14 protein-coding genes and 2 pseudogenes are annotated in these 16,912 nt (G+C 71.6%); 7 read left to right on the plus strand and 9 right to left on the minus strand.

Annotated features, from left to right (window positions below; genetic code table 11):
* Positions 1–61: 61 nt before the first annotated feature.
* The gene (locus tag ACIBO2_RS55640; protein ID WP_397305096.1) at positions 62–1,384 is read left to right on the plus strand and encodes a condensation domain-containing protein; all 1,323 of its coding nucleotides are present in this window, start codon (positions 62–64) and stop codon (positions 1,382–1,384) included.
* Here the strand turns inward: ACIBO2_RS55640 and ACIBO2_RS55645 are convergent.
* From ACIBO2_RS55645 to ACIBO2_RS55655, 3 genes and pseudogenes are all read right to left on the minus strand, one after another.
* Positions 1,304–1,570 (minus strand): annotated as a pseudogene (locus tag ACIBO2_RS55645) (acyl-CoA thioesterase); the annotation flags it as partial. The gene ACIBO2_RS55640 and the pseudogene ACIBO2_RS55645 overlap by 81 nt on opposite strands.
* Entirely contained in the window at positions 1,567–2,934 is a 1,368-nt protein-coding gene (locus tag ACIBO2_RS55650; protein WP_397305089.1) for an aminotransferase class III-fold pyridoxal phosphate-dependent enzyme, read from the minus strand. The gene ACIBO2_RS55650 and the pseudogene ACIBO2_RS55645, both read right to left, overlap by 4 nt.
* A complete protein-coding gene (locus ACIBO2_RS55655) occupies positions 2,931–3,185 on the minus strand; it encodes an acyl carrier protein (protein WP_358443030.1) in 255 nt (84 codons plus the stop codon). The genes ACIBO2_RS55650 and ACIBO2_RS55655 overlap by 4 nt, the downstream gene beginning before the upstream one ends.
* A 238-nt stretch (positions 3,186–3,423) precedes the next feature.
* Between ACIBO2_RS55655 and ACIBO2_RS55660 the strand changes: the two genes are divergently transcribed.
* Positions 3,424–3,966, plus strand: coding sequence for a class I SAM-dependent methyltransferase (locus ACIBO2_RS55660; RefSeq protein WP_358540990.1), 543 nt, complete (start codon positions 3,424–3,426; stop codon positions 3,964–3,966).
* Positions 3,967–4,014: 48 nt separating this feature from the next.
* On the opposite strand, the pseudogene ACIBO2_RS55665 reads toward ACIBO2_RS55660, so the two are convergent.
* The 3 genes and pseudogenes from ACIBO2_RS55665 to ACIBO2_RS55675 form a co-directional block, all read right to left on the minus strand.
* A pseudogene (locus ACIBO2_RS55665) lies at positions 4,015–4,923 on the minus strand (RNA polymerase sigma factor); the annotation flags it as partial.
* 461 nt (positions 4,924–5,384) lie between these two features.
* Entirely contained in the window at positions 5,385–6,809 is a 1,425-nt protein-coding gene (locus ACIBO2_RS55670) for a wax ester/triacylglycerol synthase family O-acyltransferase (RefSeq protein ID WP_397305090.1), read from the minus strand.
* A 31-nt stretch (positions 6,810–6,840) separates the two neighbouring features.
* Positions 6,841–7,893, minus strand: coding sequence for a winged helix DNA-binding domain-containing protein (locus tag ACIBO2_RS55675; protein WP_397305091.1), 1,053 nt, complete (start codon positions 7,891–7,893; stop codon positions 6,841–6,843).
* 9 nt (positions 7,894–7,902) lie between these two features.
* Here ACIBO2_RS55675 and ACIBO2_RS55680 point away from each other — a divergent pair, with 9 nt between their 5' ends.
* On the plus strand, positions 7,903–9,117 hold the full coding sequence (locus ACIBO2_RS55680; RefSeq protein WP_397305092.1) for a cysteine desulfurase-like protein: 1,215 nt from the start codon (positions 7,903–7,905) through the stop codon (positions 9,115–9,117).
* Between the two features lie 44 nt (positions 9,118–9,161).
* Positions 9,162–10,133: a tyrosine-type recombinase/integrase gene (locus ACIBO2_RS55685; RefSeq protein ID WP_357951882.1), complete on the plus strand. Its 972-nt coding sequence runs from the start codon at positions 9,162–9,164 to the stop codon at positions 10,131–10,133.
* Between the two features lie 61 nt (positions 10,134–10,194).
* On the opposite strand, the gene ACIBO2_RS55690 is transcribed toward ACIBO2_RS55685, so the two are convergent.
* On the minus strand, positions 10,195–10,545 hold the full coding sequence (locus ACIBO2_RS55690; protein WP_358540980.1) for a hypothetical protein: 351 nt from the start codon (positions 10,543–10,545) through the stop codon (positions 10,195–10,197).
* A gap of 114 nt (positions 10,546–10,659) precedes the next feature.
* On the minus strand, positions 10,660–12,636 hold the full coding sequence (locus ACIBO2_RS55695; RefSeq protein WP_397305093.1) for a HelD family protein: 1,977 nt from the start codon (positions 12,634–12,636) through the stop codon (positions 10,660–10,662).
* 63 nt (positions 12,637–12,699) lie between these two features.
* On the opposite strand from ACIBO2_RS55695, the gene ACIBO2_RS55700 reads away from it, so the two are divergent.
* The 3 genes from ACIBO2_RS55700 to ACIBO2_RS55710 all read left to right on the plus strand — a co-directional run bounded on the left by ACIBO2_RS55700 (position 12,700) and on the right by ACIBO2_RS55710 (position 16,424).
* Positions 12,700–13,311 (plus strand): TetR family transcriptional regulator, encoded by a 612-nt coding sequence (locus ACIBO2_RS55700; RefSeq protein WP_358540975.1) that lies wholly within the window; start codon positions 12,700–12,702, stop codon positions 13,309–13,311.
* 8 nt (positions 13,312–13,319) lie between these two features.
* Positions 13,320–15,776, plus strand: coding sequence for a polysaccharide lyase family 8 super-sandwich domain-containing protein (locus tag ACIBO2_RS55705; RefSeq protein ID WP_397305094.1), 2,457 nt, complete (start codon positions 13,320–13,322; stop codon positions 15,774–15,776).
* Positions 15,777–15,899: 123 nt separating this feature from the next.
* A complete protein-coding gene (locus ACIBO2_RS55710) occupies positions 15,900–16,424 on the plus strand; it encodes a PadR family transcriptional regulator (RefSeq protein ID WP_358540970.1) in 525 nt (174 codons plus the stop codon).
* Between the two features lie 119 nt (positions 16,425–16,543).
* Here ACIBO2_RS55710 and ACIBO2_RS55715 read toward each other — a convergent pair.
* Positions 16,544–16,912, minus strand: a 369-nt coding sequence (locus tag ACIBO2_RS55715) for a zinc ribbon domain-containing protein (protein ID WP_397305095.1), incomplete at its 5' end; no start/stop codon positions are given.

Consider the following 16,912-nt stretch of genomic DNA (forward strand, 5'->3'; position numbering starts at 1 on the left):
GTACACCAGCCACTTCGCCTCTCTCACAGGTGAGGAGACGATGCCGGAAGAACACGAGCCGATGCCGTCGCCCGCACAGCAACGGCTGTGGTTTCTCCAGCAGCTCGCGCCCGATTCGCCGCAGTACAACGTCTTCCGGGGCTACGAGCTGCGCGGGCCACTGAACGTGGCGGCGTTGCGCCGGGCCCTCGGCGCGCTGGCCGACCGGCACGTCGCGTTACGCATGAGGTTCCCCGCCGACGGCGGGGTGGCCCGCGCGGTGGTGAGCGGCACCCCCTTCGACGTCGAGCTGCCCAGCACCGATCTCGGCTCGGAGCCGACGGCCACTGATCTCGCGGGAGAGCCTGGTTGGGACGCGGCGGCAACGGAGTTCGCCCGGCTGTGGACGGCGCGGCCGTTCGACCTCGCGCGGGACGACCTGATCCGGGCCCATCTCCTGCGCGTCACGCCCGATCTCCACGTGCTCCTGCTGTGCGTCCATCACATCGTGATCGACGGCTGGTCGGTGCCGATCATCGACGAGGAGCTCGGGCTGCTGTACGCGAACCGGCCCCTCGGCCCGCCGCCGGCCGGCTACCTCGAGTACGCCCGCCGGCAGCAGGAACTGGCCGGTTCCCCCGCGGCCGAGCGGGTGCTCGCGTACTGGCGGCGGCGGCTGGCGGGCGCGCCCGAACTCGTCACACTGCCCGCCGACCGGCCGCGGCCGAGGATCCAGGACTTCCGCGGCGGCCTGCTCGTCACGCCCGTGCCGGTGGACGTGACCGCCACGCTGCGATCTTTCGCCGCGGCGCACCGGGTCACGCCGTACACCGTCGCCTACGCCGCCTTCGCCGTCCTGCTCGCCCGCTACGCCCGCGCTCGCGACCTGGTGATCGGCGTGGTCGTGGCCGGGCGTTCGCGGCCGGAGTTCGCCGGGACGGTGGGCTTCTTCGTGGGCACGCTGCCGGTACGGATGGATCTGTCCGGGGATCCGAGCTTCCTCGCGGTACTCGCCGCGGCCCGCGAGGCGCTGTTCGACGCCTACGACAACGACCTGCTGCCCTTCGACGTCCTGGTCGACCGGCTATCCCTGCGGCGCGACCCCTCGTACATCCCGCTGGTCCAGGTGATCTTCCAGATGCTGGTCACTCCGGCCTACGGCACCGAGACGCGCTGGGGCGACCTCGGCTCCCGGCTCTGGGGCCGGGACGTCTCGCAGCCCGCCACCCGCTTCGACCTGGAGGTCCACCTGCTGGACCAGGCCGACGACGACATGGTCATGGAGATCGGGCAGGCGGCGTACCGTGCCGGAGACCCGCCAGGAGGCCCCGCCCACATGGTCGACGTCGGCGCGTACCTCGATCCGGTCGGGGAAACGGGCGGCGGCTCCGTAGCGCATGCGTAGTTCGGTCACGGCCGGCTGCAGCTGGTGCTCGCTCATCAGGCGGGTGCCGACGCCCATCGCCTCCAGGTCCTCCAGCAGCGCGGTCTCGATGAGCGAGGCGTAGCGGGTGAAGTGGACCACCCCCGCGGCGTCGGTGTCCACGTGCTCGACCCGACGGCGAAGCGGCCGACTCGTCGGCCCGCTCACTGAGCCGCCGTACCGAGGAACGTCGCCGTTCCCCGCCGAATCGCGGCGACCAGCTCCTCCACCTCGGCTGGGCTGGTGACCAGGGGCGGCGCCACGCGCATGGTGGGGAAGACGTACGGCAGGCCGTGGGAGCGGCGCCCCGCCCCGGCCATGAACTCGATGTAGCAGCCCGCCCTGATGATGTGCGCCCGCAGCTCGCGCAGCCGGTCCGCGGCGTCCTCCGTGAGCTCCAGCCCTTGCAGCAGCCCCGTACCCCGCAGCCCGCGATAGGTCTCGGGGAAGCGGTCGAGCACCTCCCGGCCGAGGAGCGCGGTCAGCCGCGCGCCGAGCTCGGCCGAGCGTTCGAGCAGCTTGTCCTCCTCGATCAGCCGCAGGCCGTCGTGGATCACCGCGCAGGTCAGCGGGCGCAGGTCTGAGGTGGCCACGGCGCCGGACGGCCGTACGGACAGCGACCGCCTGGCGATCACCATCGAGGTGGACAGCACGCCCATGCCGAGGCTCTTGCCGATGACGGTGATATCGGTGGGGATCGGGCCGTCCTCGTCCGCCATGGCGAAGAACCGGCCGGTCTTGGCGAAGGTGAGCACCTCGTCGGCCACCAGCAACGCCCCGTGCTCGACGGCGAGCGCGGCCAGGGTCCGCAGGTAGCCGGGCGGGGGAACCAGCAGGCCCGCGTCACCCTGGACCGGCTCGACGACGACGGCCAGCAGCCGCTCTCCGTGGCGGGCGAAGAACTCGCGCAACGGCTCCGGGACACCGAACGGAAGGTGCTCCACCGTCAGCCCGTACGGGCCGTCGGCGGCCATCCCCGGGAGCCCGACGCGGAAGTGGCGCCGGTTGAGCAGCGGCGTGAGCGCGCCCGTCCATCCGTGCCACGCGCCCTGGAAGGCGAGCACGAGATCGCGGCCGCCCCGCTCCGGGTCGGGCCGCGTCCGCCGGTGGTCGTATCTCGACTCCAGGACCAGCCGCAGGGCCAGTTCCATGCCCTCGGAGCCGGAGTTGCGGCCGGATGCGTGGTATTCGCCCGGTGGGAAGTGGTCGCACCACAGCCCGCCGGGGCCGAGCGTCGCGGTGAGGAGGCGGGTGCGTTCGGCGACCTCGATCTCGTCCGTCGCGTACCCGAGATCCATGGCCCCGCGCGTCAACGCGCGCAGCACGGCCGGGTGCCCGGCCCCGAGGCAGGCGCTGGCGTACCCGCCGGAGGCGTCGATGACCTCGAACGGTTCCCCGGTGCCGCCGCGCTCGGCCAGCCGCAGCCGCACGCCCCGGCCACCGACCGAGACGAACGGAAGCTGGCCGCCACCGTAGTGATCCAGGTGCAGGCTGTGGGACGGCGACGCGGCGGTCAGGCCCGCGTGGCTCACGTCCCGCCGCCCTGCAGCCGCCGGATGAGCGCGGCGAGGGCGGCGATGGTACGGAAGTTCTCGGGTACGAAGTCCTCGTCGGAGACGCGGACATCGAAGATGTCCTCACATTGCACGCGGAGTTCGGTGAATCCCAGAGAATCGAGCCCGTAGATGTCGCGCAGGCTCTCGTGGTCGCTGATTTCCTCGGCCGGCGTCTCGACGAACAATTCGGTCGCCAGAATCTTCTTTATGGTGCCCTCGATTTCCATTACACCTCCGGACAAAGCGCATGGTAAAGAGAACAGCACAGGACGTGGCAGCTTCGTCACTGAATAGCAGGTCGGCCGCGGAATCCCGGGGCCGTTGGCCGCCAACACCGCCCAGCATGAACCAACCGATGTTTTTCGTCAATTGCATCCGGCGTCACGGAGTTCACAGGAATTCCACAGGATGAAGCGGAAATGGGAATTACCCCAGCGGGCCGCCTTTCCGATCTACAGTGCGCATATGAACACGGGCACTGGACCGGGGGTGTTCACCTCCGACGGCTCACCGGTGGAGTTCTATGCCGCGATCGACGCCGCGGGCGAACCGGAGATCATTCAGCGGGGTGTGCCCGCAGGCGGGTCGATCCTCGAGCTGGGCGCGCTCGAGCGCCGCTTCGACGCCGTGCTGCTGGCCTCGCTGCTCATTCATGTGCCGCTGGTCTCGACCAGGCGGCGCTTCCTCGACTGCTGCCGCCGCCACGTGCGTGACGACGGCGTGGTGGTGATCCAGTGGATTCCGCTGGACGTACGGGCCACCTGGTCAGTGGGGACGACCTTCGGGCGGTCCGGGTTCACCACCACGATCACGGAGTTCGCCCCGTCAGGGCGGGATCTGGTGAATCTCACCCTGAGGTACGAGACCGACGGCCGCCTCTGGACCCAGTCGATCGTCGAGCGGCCGCTCAGCGACGACCAGCTCACCACGGCTCTGGCCGAGTCCGGGCTGGTCGTGGACCGCTTCCTGACCCCCGACCGGACGTGGCTGACCGCCCGCCCCAGCTGAGCCGCCCGCCCCCAGCTGAGCCCCCGTCCTGGCTGTGGTACGCCCGCCCTAGCTGAGGTATTCGCGCAGCGCCAGAGCCCTCGACGGGTGGCGGAGCTTGGACATGGTCTTGGCCTCGATCTGCCGGATCCGCTCACGGGTCACGCCGTAGATCCTGCCGATCTCGTCGAGGGTCATCGGCTTGCCGTCGTTCAGGCCGTACCGCATGGAGATGACGCCCGCCTCACGCTCGGACAGCTCGTCGAGCAGGGCCCGCAGTTGCTGCTGGAGCAGGGTGAACGAGACCGCGTCGGCCGGGGAGACGGCCTCGGTGTCCTCGATGAGGTCGCCGAACTCGCTGTCGCCCTCCTCGCCCAGCGGCGTGTGCAGGGAGATCGGCTCGCGGCCGTAGCCCTGCACCTCGGCGACCCGGTCGATGGGCAGCTCGGTCTCGACGGCGATCTCCTCGGGCGTGGGCTCGCGGCCGAGCTCGCCCGACAGCCGCCGCTGCGCCCGCGCCACCTTGTTGATCATCTCGACCATGTGGACCGGGATGCGGATCGTCCGCGCCTGGTCGGCCATCGCGCGGGTGATGGCCTGCTTGATCCACCACGTGGCGTAGGTGGAGAACTTGAACCCGAGCCGGTAGTCGAACTTCTCGATCGTACGGATCAGCCCGAGGTTGCCCTCCTGGATCAGGTCGAGGAAGAGCATGCCGCGGCCGGTGTAGCGCTTGGCGATCGACACCACCAGGCGCAGGTTGGCCTCCAGCATGCGTTCCTTGGCCCGCAGGCCGTCGCAGGCGATCCATTCGAGGTCGGCGCGGAGCTGACCGGGCAGATCGGGCTCCGTGCTGAGGCGCTCGGCGGCGAACAGTCCGGCCTCGATCCGCTTGGCGAGGTCGATCTCCTGCTCGGCGTTGAGCAGCGGCACCCGCCCGATCTCCTTCAGGTACGCCTTGACCGAGTCAGCGCCGGCGACGGGTGCGCCGTCGGCGATGTTTTCGTCTAGCTCGAGAACCTCTGCTGCTTGGGACAAGACACTCTCCTCGCTCGGGTCGTTCGACTGGCGAATATCGATCTCGGACCAAGAAGTCCCTCGGGGGCGAGGAAGCGGGAGACGGGGCGGGTCGCCGACCACGCTGTCCGGCTGCTCCTGATGCGCGGGTCCGGCTGGACGACCGCGGCCCGGGGGGCGAAGATGGCCATCATCGGTTACTTCCCGCGCGCGGGTGATTCGGCACCTGTCCGTCGTAAGAGGTTCGCCGTGGCCGCGCGGGGCAGGGCGAGAGTGAACTCGCCGCCATACTCGTTAAGGCGACGAGACGCGTGTCCGGCCTCAGTCCCACCATCGTCTTCCACGCTACCCGCTGCCCGGCCATGCTCGGCGCCCGCCCGGCGACCGGTAAAAGCCGCCGGGGGAAAACGGGGCAGCGTGCGCTATTGCGGCAGGTTCCGTTCCGCGTTGAGGAGTTCGTCCAGCGCCCCGCGCAGATCGTCGGCGAGCTCCCACGCGTCGGGCACCATCTCCCGGTCGGTGACCACGCCGATGTCCAGGGAGCCGTCGTAGGAGAAGGCGGTGATGTTCACCCCGCCGCTCACGTCAGTGATCACCGAGACCGGGTAGTGGGTGAGCAACCGGGCGCCGCACACGTACAGGGGGAACTGCGGCCCAGGTACGTTCGAGATGGCCACGTTGATGGGCGGCGCGGTCTGCCCGAGCAGGCCGAACGCCGATCTGGACGCCAGCCCCATGAGGGCGGCGGGCATCGACTCGCTCAGCTCGCGCAGCCACCGCGCGGGCGCCAGCGAGAACCTGTCCTTGATCCGCTGCATGGCGAGCCGCACCTGCTGCAGCCGCGCCACGGGATCCTCGAGGTGGACGGCCAGCGGCGCGGTCATGAACGTCACCTGGTTGCCGCCCGTCCCCGCCTCCCGCAGCGAGAACGGCACCCCGGCGATCAGCGGCTGGCGCGGGACGCCGCCGTGCGCGGCCAGCCACCGGCGCAGCGCGCCCGCGCACACGGCCATCACCACGTCGTTCACCGTCACCCCGAACGCCTTGCGCACCTGCTTGATCTCCTCCAGCGGCAGCGAGACGAACGCGAAGCGCCGGTGCTCGGAGACCGGCCCGCTGAACGGCGTCTTGGGCGCGGGCAGCGACGGCAGCTCCGGGGCCTGCCCGGCGCCGGCGACCCGGCGGGCCAGCCCCGACACCATCCGGCTGCCCGGCAGCGACGACACCACGGGGATCTCGTCCAGGTGCGGCATCGCCCGGGCGGCGAACCGCACCGCCTGCGCCGGATTGCCGGCCAGCCTGGCGAGCCCGCGCAGGACCATCTCGGCCGATCCCGGCGGCTCCGAGTCACGCTCGGGCGCGACCGCGGGCGCCGGTGCGGGTATGGGGCCCACGTCGAGGAGCGCGGCCAGTACGTCGGCGCCGCCGATGCCGTCCACGGCCGCGTGATGGATCTTGGTGTAGAGCCCCATGCGGCCGCCGGACAGGCCGTGGATCAGGTAGATCTCCCACAGCGGCCGGCGGCGGTCCAGGCGGCGGGCGTGCAGCCGGGACACCTGGTCGGCCAGTTGCCGGTCGTCGCCGGGTGGCGGCAGCCCGATCTCCCGTACGTGATAGTCGAGGTCGAGATCGTCCTCCTGCACCCAGTAGGGGTGGTCGAGGCCGAGGGGCACGAACGCGAGCTTGCGCCGCAACGCGGGCACGTACGGCAGGCGCCGTTCCAGCAGAGCCTGGAGGTCGGCGCGGTGGAGATCGCCGTCCAGGATGGCCAGACCGGCGATGTTGGCGATGTTCGTCGCCGTCTCGAAATGGAGAAACTGGGCATCCAGGGCGGTCAGCTGCGGCATGGCTCACACCTCCGCCCCGAACAAATCAGACTCAGCCTATTACTTCAAGTGAGCGGGCAGCCGCGTCCGGCTCGGCGAAGGCCAGCAGGGCCATCGCCTCCTCCTCCAGCGCCTCGGTCGCCACCGGGGTGAAGGGCGTGAGGAGCAGCTTGGCCTTCTTACCCGTACGCCTGATCTGCCAGGTCCCGGCCACGAAGCCGTCGACCAGGTAGGTGGCGCGGACGCGCAGGTTCTTGGTGACGACCTCGCCGCGATGCTCCTCGGCCAGCACGCGGGTACGGTCGGCGTGGCCGAGCAGCAGGTTGTCGAAGTCGGGCAGGAACCTGACCGGCGCCGGCACGTCCCCCTCCGGCCTGGGCGCCTCGGGCAGGTCGAACAGCTCCCGGCCGCGCTCGTCCACCAGCACCTCCAGCCGGTCGCGCATGCCGTTCAGCACGGCCTTGAGCCCGCTCAGCCCTGACCACGTCTGCATGTCGGCGGCGGTGGCCGGCCCGAACGCGGCCAGGTACCGCTCGACGAGCGTCTCGATGTCCGGCTCCGCGGCGAGCTCGATGCCCGGCAGGGCGAAGGCGGAATCGCGCGGGAAGCTCCACCGATCCTCGGTCGGCACCATGATCAACGGGACCATCATGCGCACCGCGTAGCCGAGCGCCCGGTCGTAGGCGCCCGGGAACTCCCGCTCCAGCCTCGGCCGCAGCTCGTTGAACGTGTGCGGCCCCTCGGCCAGCAACCGCTCCGCCGCTACCGCGACGGCGGCGAAGTCGACCTCCGGGAAACGGCGCGCCGCGGCGGCGAGCAGCGGCTGTAACAGGGGCCGGAACTCGGCGAAGTCCGCCGCGGTCACCAGGTGCAGGGTGGCGCGCATCATGGTGGCGCGCACGAGCGTCCGCGCGCGCAGCGCCGCGTGCAGGTCGTCGCGGTCGAACCCGTCGAGCCGGGTCCACAGTCCCAGGTACGGCGGGCGCGGCTCCTGCGCCTGCAGCCCGGCCAGGCGGTGCACGACGGCGGCCACGCCGCCCTGGTGGCGGCGAAGAAGATGCTGCCGCGCCAAGGTGGCCCGGTTGAGCTCTCTCAGGGTGAGCATGAACACATCATGCCCTTTGTCACTAAATTCCCAGTTCAATCGGTGCGCGCTACCTATCCCGCGCTGGACGACGGCCACGCCTATCTCGACGGCGCGGCGGGCACTCAGGTCCCGCAGTCGGTGATCGACGCCATCGTGAGCGCCTACCGTACGGGCATCGGCAACGCGGGCGGCGCCTTCGAGGCCAGTCACCGCGCCGACGAGATCGTGGCGGCCTGCCGCGCGGCCGTGGCCGACCTGGTCGGCGGCCTGCCGGACGGGGTGATCCTCGGACCGAACATGACGACGCTGACCTATCGCCTGGCTGGCGCGCTGGCCCTGGGCTGGGGCCCCGGCGACGAGGTGGTGGTCTCGCGGCTCGACCACGACGCCAACGTCCGGCCCTGGATACAGCTCGCCACGCGCGCCGGGGCGACGATCCGGTGGGCCGAGGTGGACCCGGCGACCGGGGAGCTGCCGGTGGAGCAGTACGCGAACCTGATCGGCGAGCGCACCAGGCTGGTGGCGGTGACCGCCGCGAGCAACGTGCTGGGCACCCGCCCGGACGTGGCCGCGATCACCGCGCTGGCGCACGCGGCGGGGGCGCTGACCTATGTGGACGGCGTGCACGCCACCGCGCACGGCCCGGTGGACATCGCGGAGCTGGGCGCCGACTTCTACGCCACCAGCGCCTACAAGTGGTCGGGCCCGCACATCGGCGCGGTCATCGCCGATCCGGCACTGCTGGAGACGATCAGACCGGACAAGCTGGCCTCCTCCCCCGACACGGTGCCGGATCGCTTCGAGTGGGGCACGTCCCCCTTCGCCGACCTGGCCGGTGTGACGGCCGCGGTGAACCACCTGGCCACCATGGTCCCCGGCACCGGGACGCGCAGGGAGCGGCTGCTCACCTCGCTGTCCGCGGCCGAGGCGTACGAGCAGGAGCTGTTCGCCGTGCTGATCGCGGGCCTGGAGGCGATGCCGCACGTCACGTTGTACGGCAAGCCCGCCAGGCGTTCGGCGACCGCCTACTTCACCGTCGCCGGGCGCACCCCTCGCGAGGTCGCGGAGGCGCTGGCCGCGCGCCGGGTGAACGTGTGGAACGGGCACAACTACGCCTGGGAGCTGACCGGCGCGCTGGGCATCCGCGACTCCGGCGGCGCGGTGCGGGTCGGGCTGGTGCACTACAACGACCATTCGGACGTCGACCGCCTGCTGAAGGCCGTGACCCGCTTGGAGGAGTGAGCACGTGACCCGCCTCCAGGAGTGAGCGGGGCTAAGATCGCCGGGTGAGCCTGCCCGCCGTACCGGGCCTGCCGACCACGCTCGTCGAGCCGGCCCGCGACCCCTATCACGTCTATCTCGACTCGCTGACCAGCCCCGAGTCGCGCCGCACGATGCGCGGCTGCCTCGACCGGCTGGCCCGCCTGCTCACCGGCGACGAGGCGGCCAGCGGCGCGGGCCAGCCGTGGCATCTGCTGCGTTACGAGCACACGGTACGCATTCGCACCCTGCTGACCGATCAGGGATGGTCGGCGGCCTACGTCAACAAGCACCTGGTGGCGCTGCGCCGGGTGCTGAAGGAGGCGTGGCGGCTCGGGCAGAGCAGCGCGGAGGACTACGCGCGCGCCTCCGACCTGGCTCCGGTGCGCCAGAGCCGCCTGCCCACCGGTCACCACGTGCCGCCGGAGGTCGTGGGGGCGGCCCTGTCGGCGTGCGACGACTCGCCCGCCGGGATCCGCGACGCGGCGCTGATCGCGGTGCTCTACTCCACCGGCTGCCGCCGCGCCGAGATCGGCGGGCTGTCGCTGTCCGACTACGACCCGGGCGCCCGCTCGCTCCGGGTCCGCGGCAAGCGCGACAAGGAGCGGATGGTCTACCTGACGACCGACGCGATCGGGCTGGTCGAGCGGTGGCTGGCGGTGCGGGGCGATGAGGCGGGCGCGTTGTTCAGCCCGATCAGCAGGATGGGCCGCGTGCGGATGCGCGAGGGCCGCCCCGTCGGGCTGACCGGGCAGGGCATCGCCGACATCCTGGCCAGGCGGCTGGGCGAGGCGGGGGCGTCCCGGCGTACGGCGCACGACTTCCGGCGCACCTTCATCGGCGAGTTGCTGGACGCGGGCGTCGACCTGGCCACCGCCCAGGCGCTGGTCGGCCACTCGTCACCGGCCACCACGGCCCGCTACGACCGCCGCCCGGAGAAGACCCGCCGCGAGGCCGTCGACCGGCTCCGCCTGCCCGCCGCACGGCCGCTCCGCTGAACCTTCCGGGTGCTGTCCCTGCCCACCGTCCTGGCCGGGCGGCAGGCAGGGGACGGCGCGATCAGGTGTTCATGTTGGACACCACGATGTAGCCGAAGACCATGCCGAGGATCATCGCCACACCCGAGGTGACCGCGGCCCACTTGCCCAGCGTCTCGCCGCGCGTGTGGCCCGCGATGCCCAGCCCGATCCCGGCCAGGCCGAACAGAATAGGTATGAACAGCAGGGATATCGCCGCGCAGACGAACGCGATGATCGACAGCAACTGCCCTGCCGACTTCTGGCCGGGCTGCGCGTACGGCGCCTGCTCATAGGGGGGCGGAGGCGGCGGCCCGGGGGGCGGCTGCTGCGCCCACTGGGCCTCACTGCGGGATGGATCGTCGCCCGGGGGCGGATCCTGGGGGGAGGTCACGATCTGGGCTCCTCTCGAGAACACAACCAAGTCGGCGGCCCGTTCCTGACGTGAGGCCATCACACACCGTGTCGGTCGTCCTGTCGAGCGGATCAGGCTACGACATCTGGTGACTCAGGCGATTTCGGCGGCTGTAAAGACATCGAGAGGTAGCGGCCGGGAGTGCACCACATCCAGCCGGGAGACCGCGCGGGTGAGCGCGACGTACAGGCGGTTGAGGCCGCGTGCCTCAGCCTCGACGATGGCCGCGGGCTCGGCCAGCACCACATGGTCGTACTCCATGCCCTTGGCCATCGAGGCGGGCACCACGCTCAGCCGCTCACCGATGTCGAGGCCGCCGTTCCACAGGGCGTCGGTGAGCGGACCGGCGTCGGCGTCGGCCGCGATCACGCCGATCGACCCCTCGAAGGCCAGCGCCTCACGCGCGGCCGTGACGACCCCCTTCTCCAGCTCGGTCACCTCGGTGACGAGCAGCCTGCCGTCGGTGCGGTACGACGTGGTGGCGGGCACGTCCACGTCGAGCGCCGCCAGCAGCCGGTTGGCCGGGCCGACCACCACCGCGGGCACCCGGAACCCCGTCGTCAGCGCGACGATCCCGGCCTCCGGCTTGCCGAGCAGTTCCAGGTGCCGCGGCCAGGACGCGGCCGCCCATGGCGTGGTGCCCTGAGCCAGGTCGCCGAGCACGGTGATCGAGCCGTGCTCGCTGCGCCTGGCCACCGCCCTGCACTGCATCGGCGACAGGTCCTGTGCCTCGTCCACGATGACGTGGCCGTAGCCGCGCGGCCGTTCCAGCAGCCCGGCGATCTCGTCGAGCAGCACCAGGTCGGCCTCGGACCACTTGGCGCTCTTGTAGCCGCGCGGCGGCCGGGCCCAGGTGATGGCCGCCCGCTCATCGGCCGTCAGGATCGGGGCGGCCGGTTCCGGGTCGCTCAGCAGCGCGCACAGCAGCTCCTCAGGGCGTACGGCCGGCCAGATCTCGTCCAGGAACAGCGTGAGCGCCTTGCCGATCTTGCGCGTCCAGACGGCGTTGCCCGTGTGACCACGCAGCTCGGCCTGGCGCCGCATCAGCTCGATGATCCGGGCGCGCACCCGTTCACGCCCGATCGCGTACGGCATGGCCTCGCGCCGCGTGTCGTCGACGATGCGGCGCAGCTCGTCCTCGCCGACCCGCCACCGGTAGGAGCCGTCGGCGACGGAGACGGGCTCGACCGGCTTGCCGATACGCCCGTACAGGGCCTTGCGCAGGACCTCGGCCATCCGCGCGTCGTGCTTGACCAGCGCGGCGGCCGGGCTGTCGGTGGCCGTGACCGCGACCGTGCCCAGCAGCCGCTCCAGCGTGGTCTGCTCGACGTCGACCTCGCCCAGCGCGGGCAGCACCGCCGAGATATATCCGAGAAAGGCCCGGTTGGGGCCCAGCACCAGCACCCCCGAGCGCTCCAGCCGCTGCCGGTGCGCGTACAGCAGGAACGCCGCCCGGTGCAGCCCGACGGCCGTCTTGCCGGTGCCGGGAGCGCCCTGCACGCAGATCGACTCCTGCAGCCCGGCACGGACCAGGTCGTCCTGCTCGGGCTGGATGGTGGCGACGATGTCGCGCATCGGGCCGACGCGGGGCCGTTCGATCTCGTCGGCCAGGATCCGGCTGTCGGTCTCCTGGCCCTGGGCGAGCCGTTCGTCCTCGAAGGACGTCAATGTGGTGCCGGCCCAGCCGAATCGGCGGCGCACCTCGACGCCCAGCGGATCGCGGGCGCTGGCCCGGTAGAACGCCCGCGAGACGGGCGCCCGCCAGTCGATGACCACCGGCGGGCCACCGTGCTCGCCGGTGATGTGCCGCCGGCCGATGTGGTAGCTGCGCCCCCGGTGCTCGGCGGAATCGCCGCCGAAGTCGAGCCGTCCGAAGAACGGCGGACCCTCGGGCTCCTCGCTCAGCTCCTTGGCCAGGCTCTTGAGGTGGCGGCCGAGCCGTTCGGCGCTGTAGCGGTCGCCCGCCACGCTCTCGCCGACGATCACGTTGTCCCGTGCCGCGTCGAGCATCCTGCGCAGCCCGGCTCCGCACTGTTCGACGTATCGCCTCTCCTCGTCGAGCGTGGCCATCCTACCTCCGTTGTTAACTCGGTTAATACTTTTACCAGGTTAACACTTTGGTAGAGTGGCCTCATGACAGGACTTCGGCAGTTGCAGCGGGAACACGTGCGCGAGGCCATCTCCACGGCGGCCATCTCGCTCTTCCTGGCGCGTGGTTTCGACGAGGTCCCCGTCACCGAGATCGCCGCCGCCGCGCGGGTGTCGAAGCCGACGCTGTTCAAGTACTTCCCGGCCAAGGAGGACCTCGTCCTGCACCGCATCAGCGACCACCAGGGCGAGTTCGCGCGGGTGGTGCGGCAGCGCACAGCCGGTGAGCATCCGCTGACGGCGCTGCACCGGCACTTCCTCGACGCCCTGGCCCGGCACGACCCGGTCACCGGGCTGAACGACCAGCCGGAGGTGATCGCCTTTCGCCGCATGGTGTTCGGCACGCCCAGCCTCGCCGTCCGCCTGCTGCACTACATGTCGATGGATGAGGACGCCCTGACCGCCGCGCTCGCGGAGGCCCCGGAGATCCCCGACGCCCTCACCGCCTCGCTGCTGGCGGCGCAGGTGCTGGCCGCGCATCGGGTGCTGGCCAAGTACAACTGGCAGGCCCTGGCCGACGGGAGCGCGCTGGCGGAGGTCGAGCCGGAGGCCGTACGCCGCGCCGACCGCGCCTTCGCCCTGCTGCGTCACGATTGAGGAGCGACATGCCAGACCTCGAAACGGCCCTCGAAACGGCCAGGCGCCGGCTGCGGCACGAACTGCTGGACACCGCCTCCGGCACCACCGCCGTCGGCGCGGCCACCGGCCTGGCCGACCCGGGCCTTCTGACCGGCCCTGTCCCCGGCCCGCTGCCCGGCTCTGTCCCCGACCTCCCGACCGGCCCTATCTCCGACCCGCCGCCCGGCCCTGTCCCCGACCTCCCGACCGGCCCTGTCCCCGGCCCGCCGACCGGTCCCGGCGCCGACGGGCCCAATCCTCTGGTGGACCGGCTCGGCGCTGATGGCACTTGGCCGGACCTCGACTACGCCGACCATGGCGATGGCCGGAACTGGGCACCGCTGGAACACCTGTCCAGGACCCTCTCCCTGGCGCTCTCCCCACAACACCGCCCCAGCGCGCTCACCGCCCTGGACGCCTGGCGCCGCCGCGGGCCGCGCAGCGCCAACTGGTGGTACAACGAGATCGCCGCACCCCAACTGGCCGGAGACGCCCTCCTGCTGCTCACCGACCGGCTCGACCCGGCCGAGCGCACGGCCTGGGGCGCCTGGCTCGCGGGCTGCGCGGGCTCTGGGGAGATGACCGGCCAGAACCTCGTCTGGACCCAGGCGGTCGTCCTGCGCCACGGCCTGCTGGTGAACGACGCCGACCTGGTCTCCTCGGCGGTCGCACGGATGGCGACGACCCTACGACCGACCTGCGGCGAGGGGATCCAGGACGACTTCAGCTTCCATCAGCACGGCGCGCAGCTCTACTCCGGCGGCTACGGCTTCGCGCTGGCCGCCGACCTAGGTTTGTGGATCTATGTGGTGTACGGCACGCCGTGGGCGTTCGGCGGCGCCGAGGTGGGCTTCTTCACCGACTTCCTGCTGGAGGGCCTGCAGTGGGCGATACACGGGGGCGCCTTCGACTTCACCACCATGGGCCGCAACATCACCCGAGCGGACGCCCACCGACCCACCCCCGACCTGCGAACCGCGATCCGCCGCCTGCGCGCGTCCGGCGCGCCCCGGCAGGCCGAGCTGGCGGCGTTCGAACAACGCCTGTCCGAGGCCGAACAGCCGACCGCGGACCGCACTGCCGGGACCGCTGCGGGACTCGCCGTTGGGACCGCTGCCAGGTCCGCCGCCGGGCCTGCTTCCGAGGCCGCTCTCGGGGCCGCCACAGGGCCCTCTTCCGGCTCCACTCCCGAGACCGCTCTTGGGTCCGCCACAGGCCCCGCCCCCAGCTCCACTCCTGGGGCCGCTGCGGGGTCCTCTGCCGGGACCGCTCCCGGGGCCAATCCCAGGGCCACTGCAGGACCCGCTCCCTGGATCAGTGCCGGGTCCAACGCATCACGGCTCCCTACCGGGACCGAAGGCGTACAGCCCGCTACCAGGACCGAGGCCGCACGACCCGCTGACGGGCCCGTCGGGTGTCGTTATTACCCACGTTCCGACTACCTCGCGCACCGGCGGCCCGGCTGGTCGATGTCGGTGCGTATGTCATCCACCCGTACCGCGCCCACCGAGAGCATGAACGGCGAGAACCTGCGTGGCCGCCACCTCGGCGACGGCGTCGCCTCCATCCGGGTCGGCGACGGGCCGGAGGACGGCTACCGCGCCGTCATCCCGCTCTGGGACTGGGCGCGGCTGCCCGGTGTGACCGCCGAGCAACCCCCGGACCCGGCGGCGCTCTTCCCGCGCCCCAACGACCGGCACGGCGCGTCGCCGGACGTCGGCGGCTGGACGGACGGCCGCCACGGCATGGCCGTGATGCGCCTGGCGGGGACCGACCGGATCGCGGACGGCTGGAAGGCGTGGTTCTGCTTCGACGACGTCTACGTCGCGCTCGGCGCCGGGATCACCGCGCCGTCGGCCGTGCACCCGGTGGTGACGACGATCGACCAGCGCCTGGCGACCGGACCGTTGACGACTGGCCCGTTGGCCACCGGGCCGGGGACGACTGGCCCGTTGGCCACCGGGCCGGGGACGACCGAGCCGTGGTCCACCGGCCCGCTGACGACCGGCCCGCCGATCACCATGCCATTGACCACCAGGCCGAGGACGACCGGGCCGCTGACTACCGGGCGGGGGACGACCGGTTCCTTCGTGCATCAGGGGCAGATCGGTTACCTGCCACTGTCCGACCGGGAGTCGCTGTTGGCGCGGGTGGAGCGCCGGAGCGGCAGTTGGGCGGACATCACCGCGACCGGCTCCACCGCGACGCTGACCGCCGAGGTGTTCACCGTCGGCTTCGACCACGGCCCGCGGCCGTCCGGCGCCACGTACGCGTGCCTGGTTCTGCCCGGCGCGGACGCGGCGGCCACGGCCGCGCGCTGCGCGGACCCCGGTGTCACTGTCCTTTCCAACACTCCCCTGCGGCAGTCGGTCCGCTGCGACCACAGCGACGTGACCCTCACCGCCCACCACGACACGCGAGAGCTGACCTTCACCCGGAGCTGAGGTCTACGCGGTCCCCTGCGACCACAGCGGCGTGACCCTCACCGCTCGCCACGACGCATCGGGCCGGACTTCGCGCGGAGCTGAGGTTTACTTCGTTATATCGTTCGATATAGCATCCGATCCATGATGAACGCACGCCGCGCGCCCGGCGGAGGCGGTCTCGGGCCGACGGGGCGCTTCTTCGGGCCCGGTGAGCTGCGCCTGGCGATCCTGGCCCTGGTCGCCGAGCAGCCCGGCCACGGCTATCAGGTGATGAACCGCCTCGCCGACCGGTTCAACGGGACGTACGAGCCCAGCGCGGGCTCCATCTACCCGACGCTGCAGATGCTGGAGGACGAGGGTCTCGTCCGGGTCGAGGCGGCCGAGGGCCGCAAGGTGCACCACATCACCGAGGCGGGCCAGAGCGTGGTCGGCGAGCAGGCCGAGGAGATCGACCGGCTCTGGGCGCGGGCGGCCAGCCGGGGCGAGTGGGGGATGTTCCGCGAGCCGGAGGCGGCCGAGATCATCGGCCCGGCCCTGCGTCTGGTGAAGGCCGCGGTCAAGACGCTCGCCCACACGCACGGCGACCCCCGGGTGGTCGACGAGATCCAGACGATCTTCATCGAGGCCCGCCACCGGATCGAGCAGCTGGACCCCCGTCGCCGCTGACCATCCGTGCTCAGCTCCACAGGTCCGCGCTCAACCCATACATGGGTCCGCACACAAGCCCGTCCGCATGTTCTCGCTCAGCCCGCCCGCACACAGCCCGTACGCACTCAGCAAGGAGATCAACTACCACCAGCTGAAGCCGGAGGTTTGCTCTCACGGTCCCGTCTGGCAGAAGGGAGGCCGGTAGCGTGTGGCTGGTTGATGACAGCCCAGCCCGCAGCGCCGCGTGTGGCGATGTTGCGGGCCGCGATGTGGTCGGCGTGCCCAGCGAGGCCACACCCGGTGCAGACGAACCGGCCCCGCGCCGGCCGATTCGCCCTGGACACACACCCGCACTCCGGACACGCCTGCGAGGTGTAGGCGGGGTCGACCAGGACGAAGGCGATCCCGGCCCGGGCGGCCTTGTAGCGGGTGAAGGCGATCTGCTGGGCGAACGCCCAGCCGTGCAGGGTGCGCCGCTGGAACCGATGAGCCCTTACCCGGCCGCG

Origin of the sequence: Nonomuraea sp. NPDC050022 (assembly GCF_044460705.1) — a bacterium.
Taxonomy (GTDB): domain Bacteria; phylum Actinomycetota; class Actinomycetes; order Streptosporangiales; family Streptosporangiaceae; genus Nonomuraea.

Excerpts from the sequence above, each read along its gene's own strand:
- ACIBO2_RS55640 (WP_397305096.1), top strand. The coding sequence starts at position 62 with ATGCCGTCGCCCGCACAGCAACGGCTGTGGTTTCTCCAGCAGCTCGCG.
- ACIBO2_RS55655 (WP_358443030.1), bottom strand. The coding sequence starts at position 3,185 with ATGGAAATCGAGGGCACCATAAAGAAGATTCTGGCGACCGAATTGTTC.
- ACIBO2_RS55660 (WP_358540990.1), top strand. The coding sequence starts at position 3,424 with ATGAACACGGGCACTGGACCGGGGGTGTTCACCTCCGACGGCTCACCG.
- ACIBO2_RS55670 (WP_397305090.1), bottom strand. The coding sequence starts at position 6,809 with ATGCCGCAGCTGACCGCCCTGGATGCCCAGTTTCTCCATTTCGAGACG.
- ACIBO2_RS55675 (WP_397305091.1), bottom strand. The coding sequence starts at position 7,893 with ATGCTCACCCTGAGAGAGCTCAACCGGGCCACCTTGGCGCGGCAGCAT.
- ACIBO2_RS55680 (WP_397305092.1), top strand. The coding sequence starts at position 7,903 with ATGCCCTTTGTCACTAAATTCCCAGTTCAATCGGTGCGCGCTACCTAT.
- ACIBO2_RS55695 (WP_397305093.1), bottom strand. The coding sequence starts at position 12,636 with ATGGCCACGCTCGACGAGGAGAGGCGATACGTCGAACAGTGCGGAGCC.
- ACIBO2_RS55700 (WP_358540975.1), top strand. The coding sequence starts at position 12,700 with ATGACAGGACTTCGGCAGTTGCAGCGGGAACACGTGCGCGAGGCCATC.
- ACIBO2_RS55705 (WP_397305094.1), top strand. The coding sequence starts at position 13,320 with ATGCCAGACCTCGAAACGGCCCTCGAAACGGCCAGGCGCCGGCTGCGG.
- ACIBO2_RS55710 (WP_358540970.1), top strand. The coding sequence starts at position 15,900 with ATGATGAACGCACGCCGCGCGCCCGGCGGAGGCGGTCTCGGGCCGACG.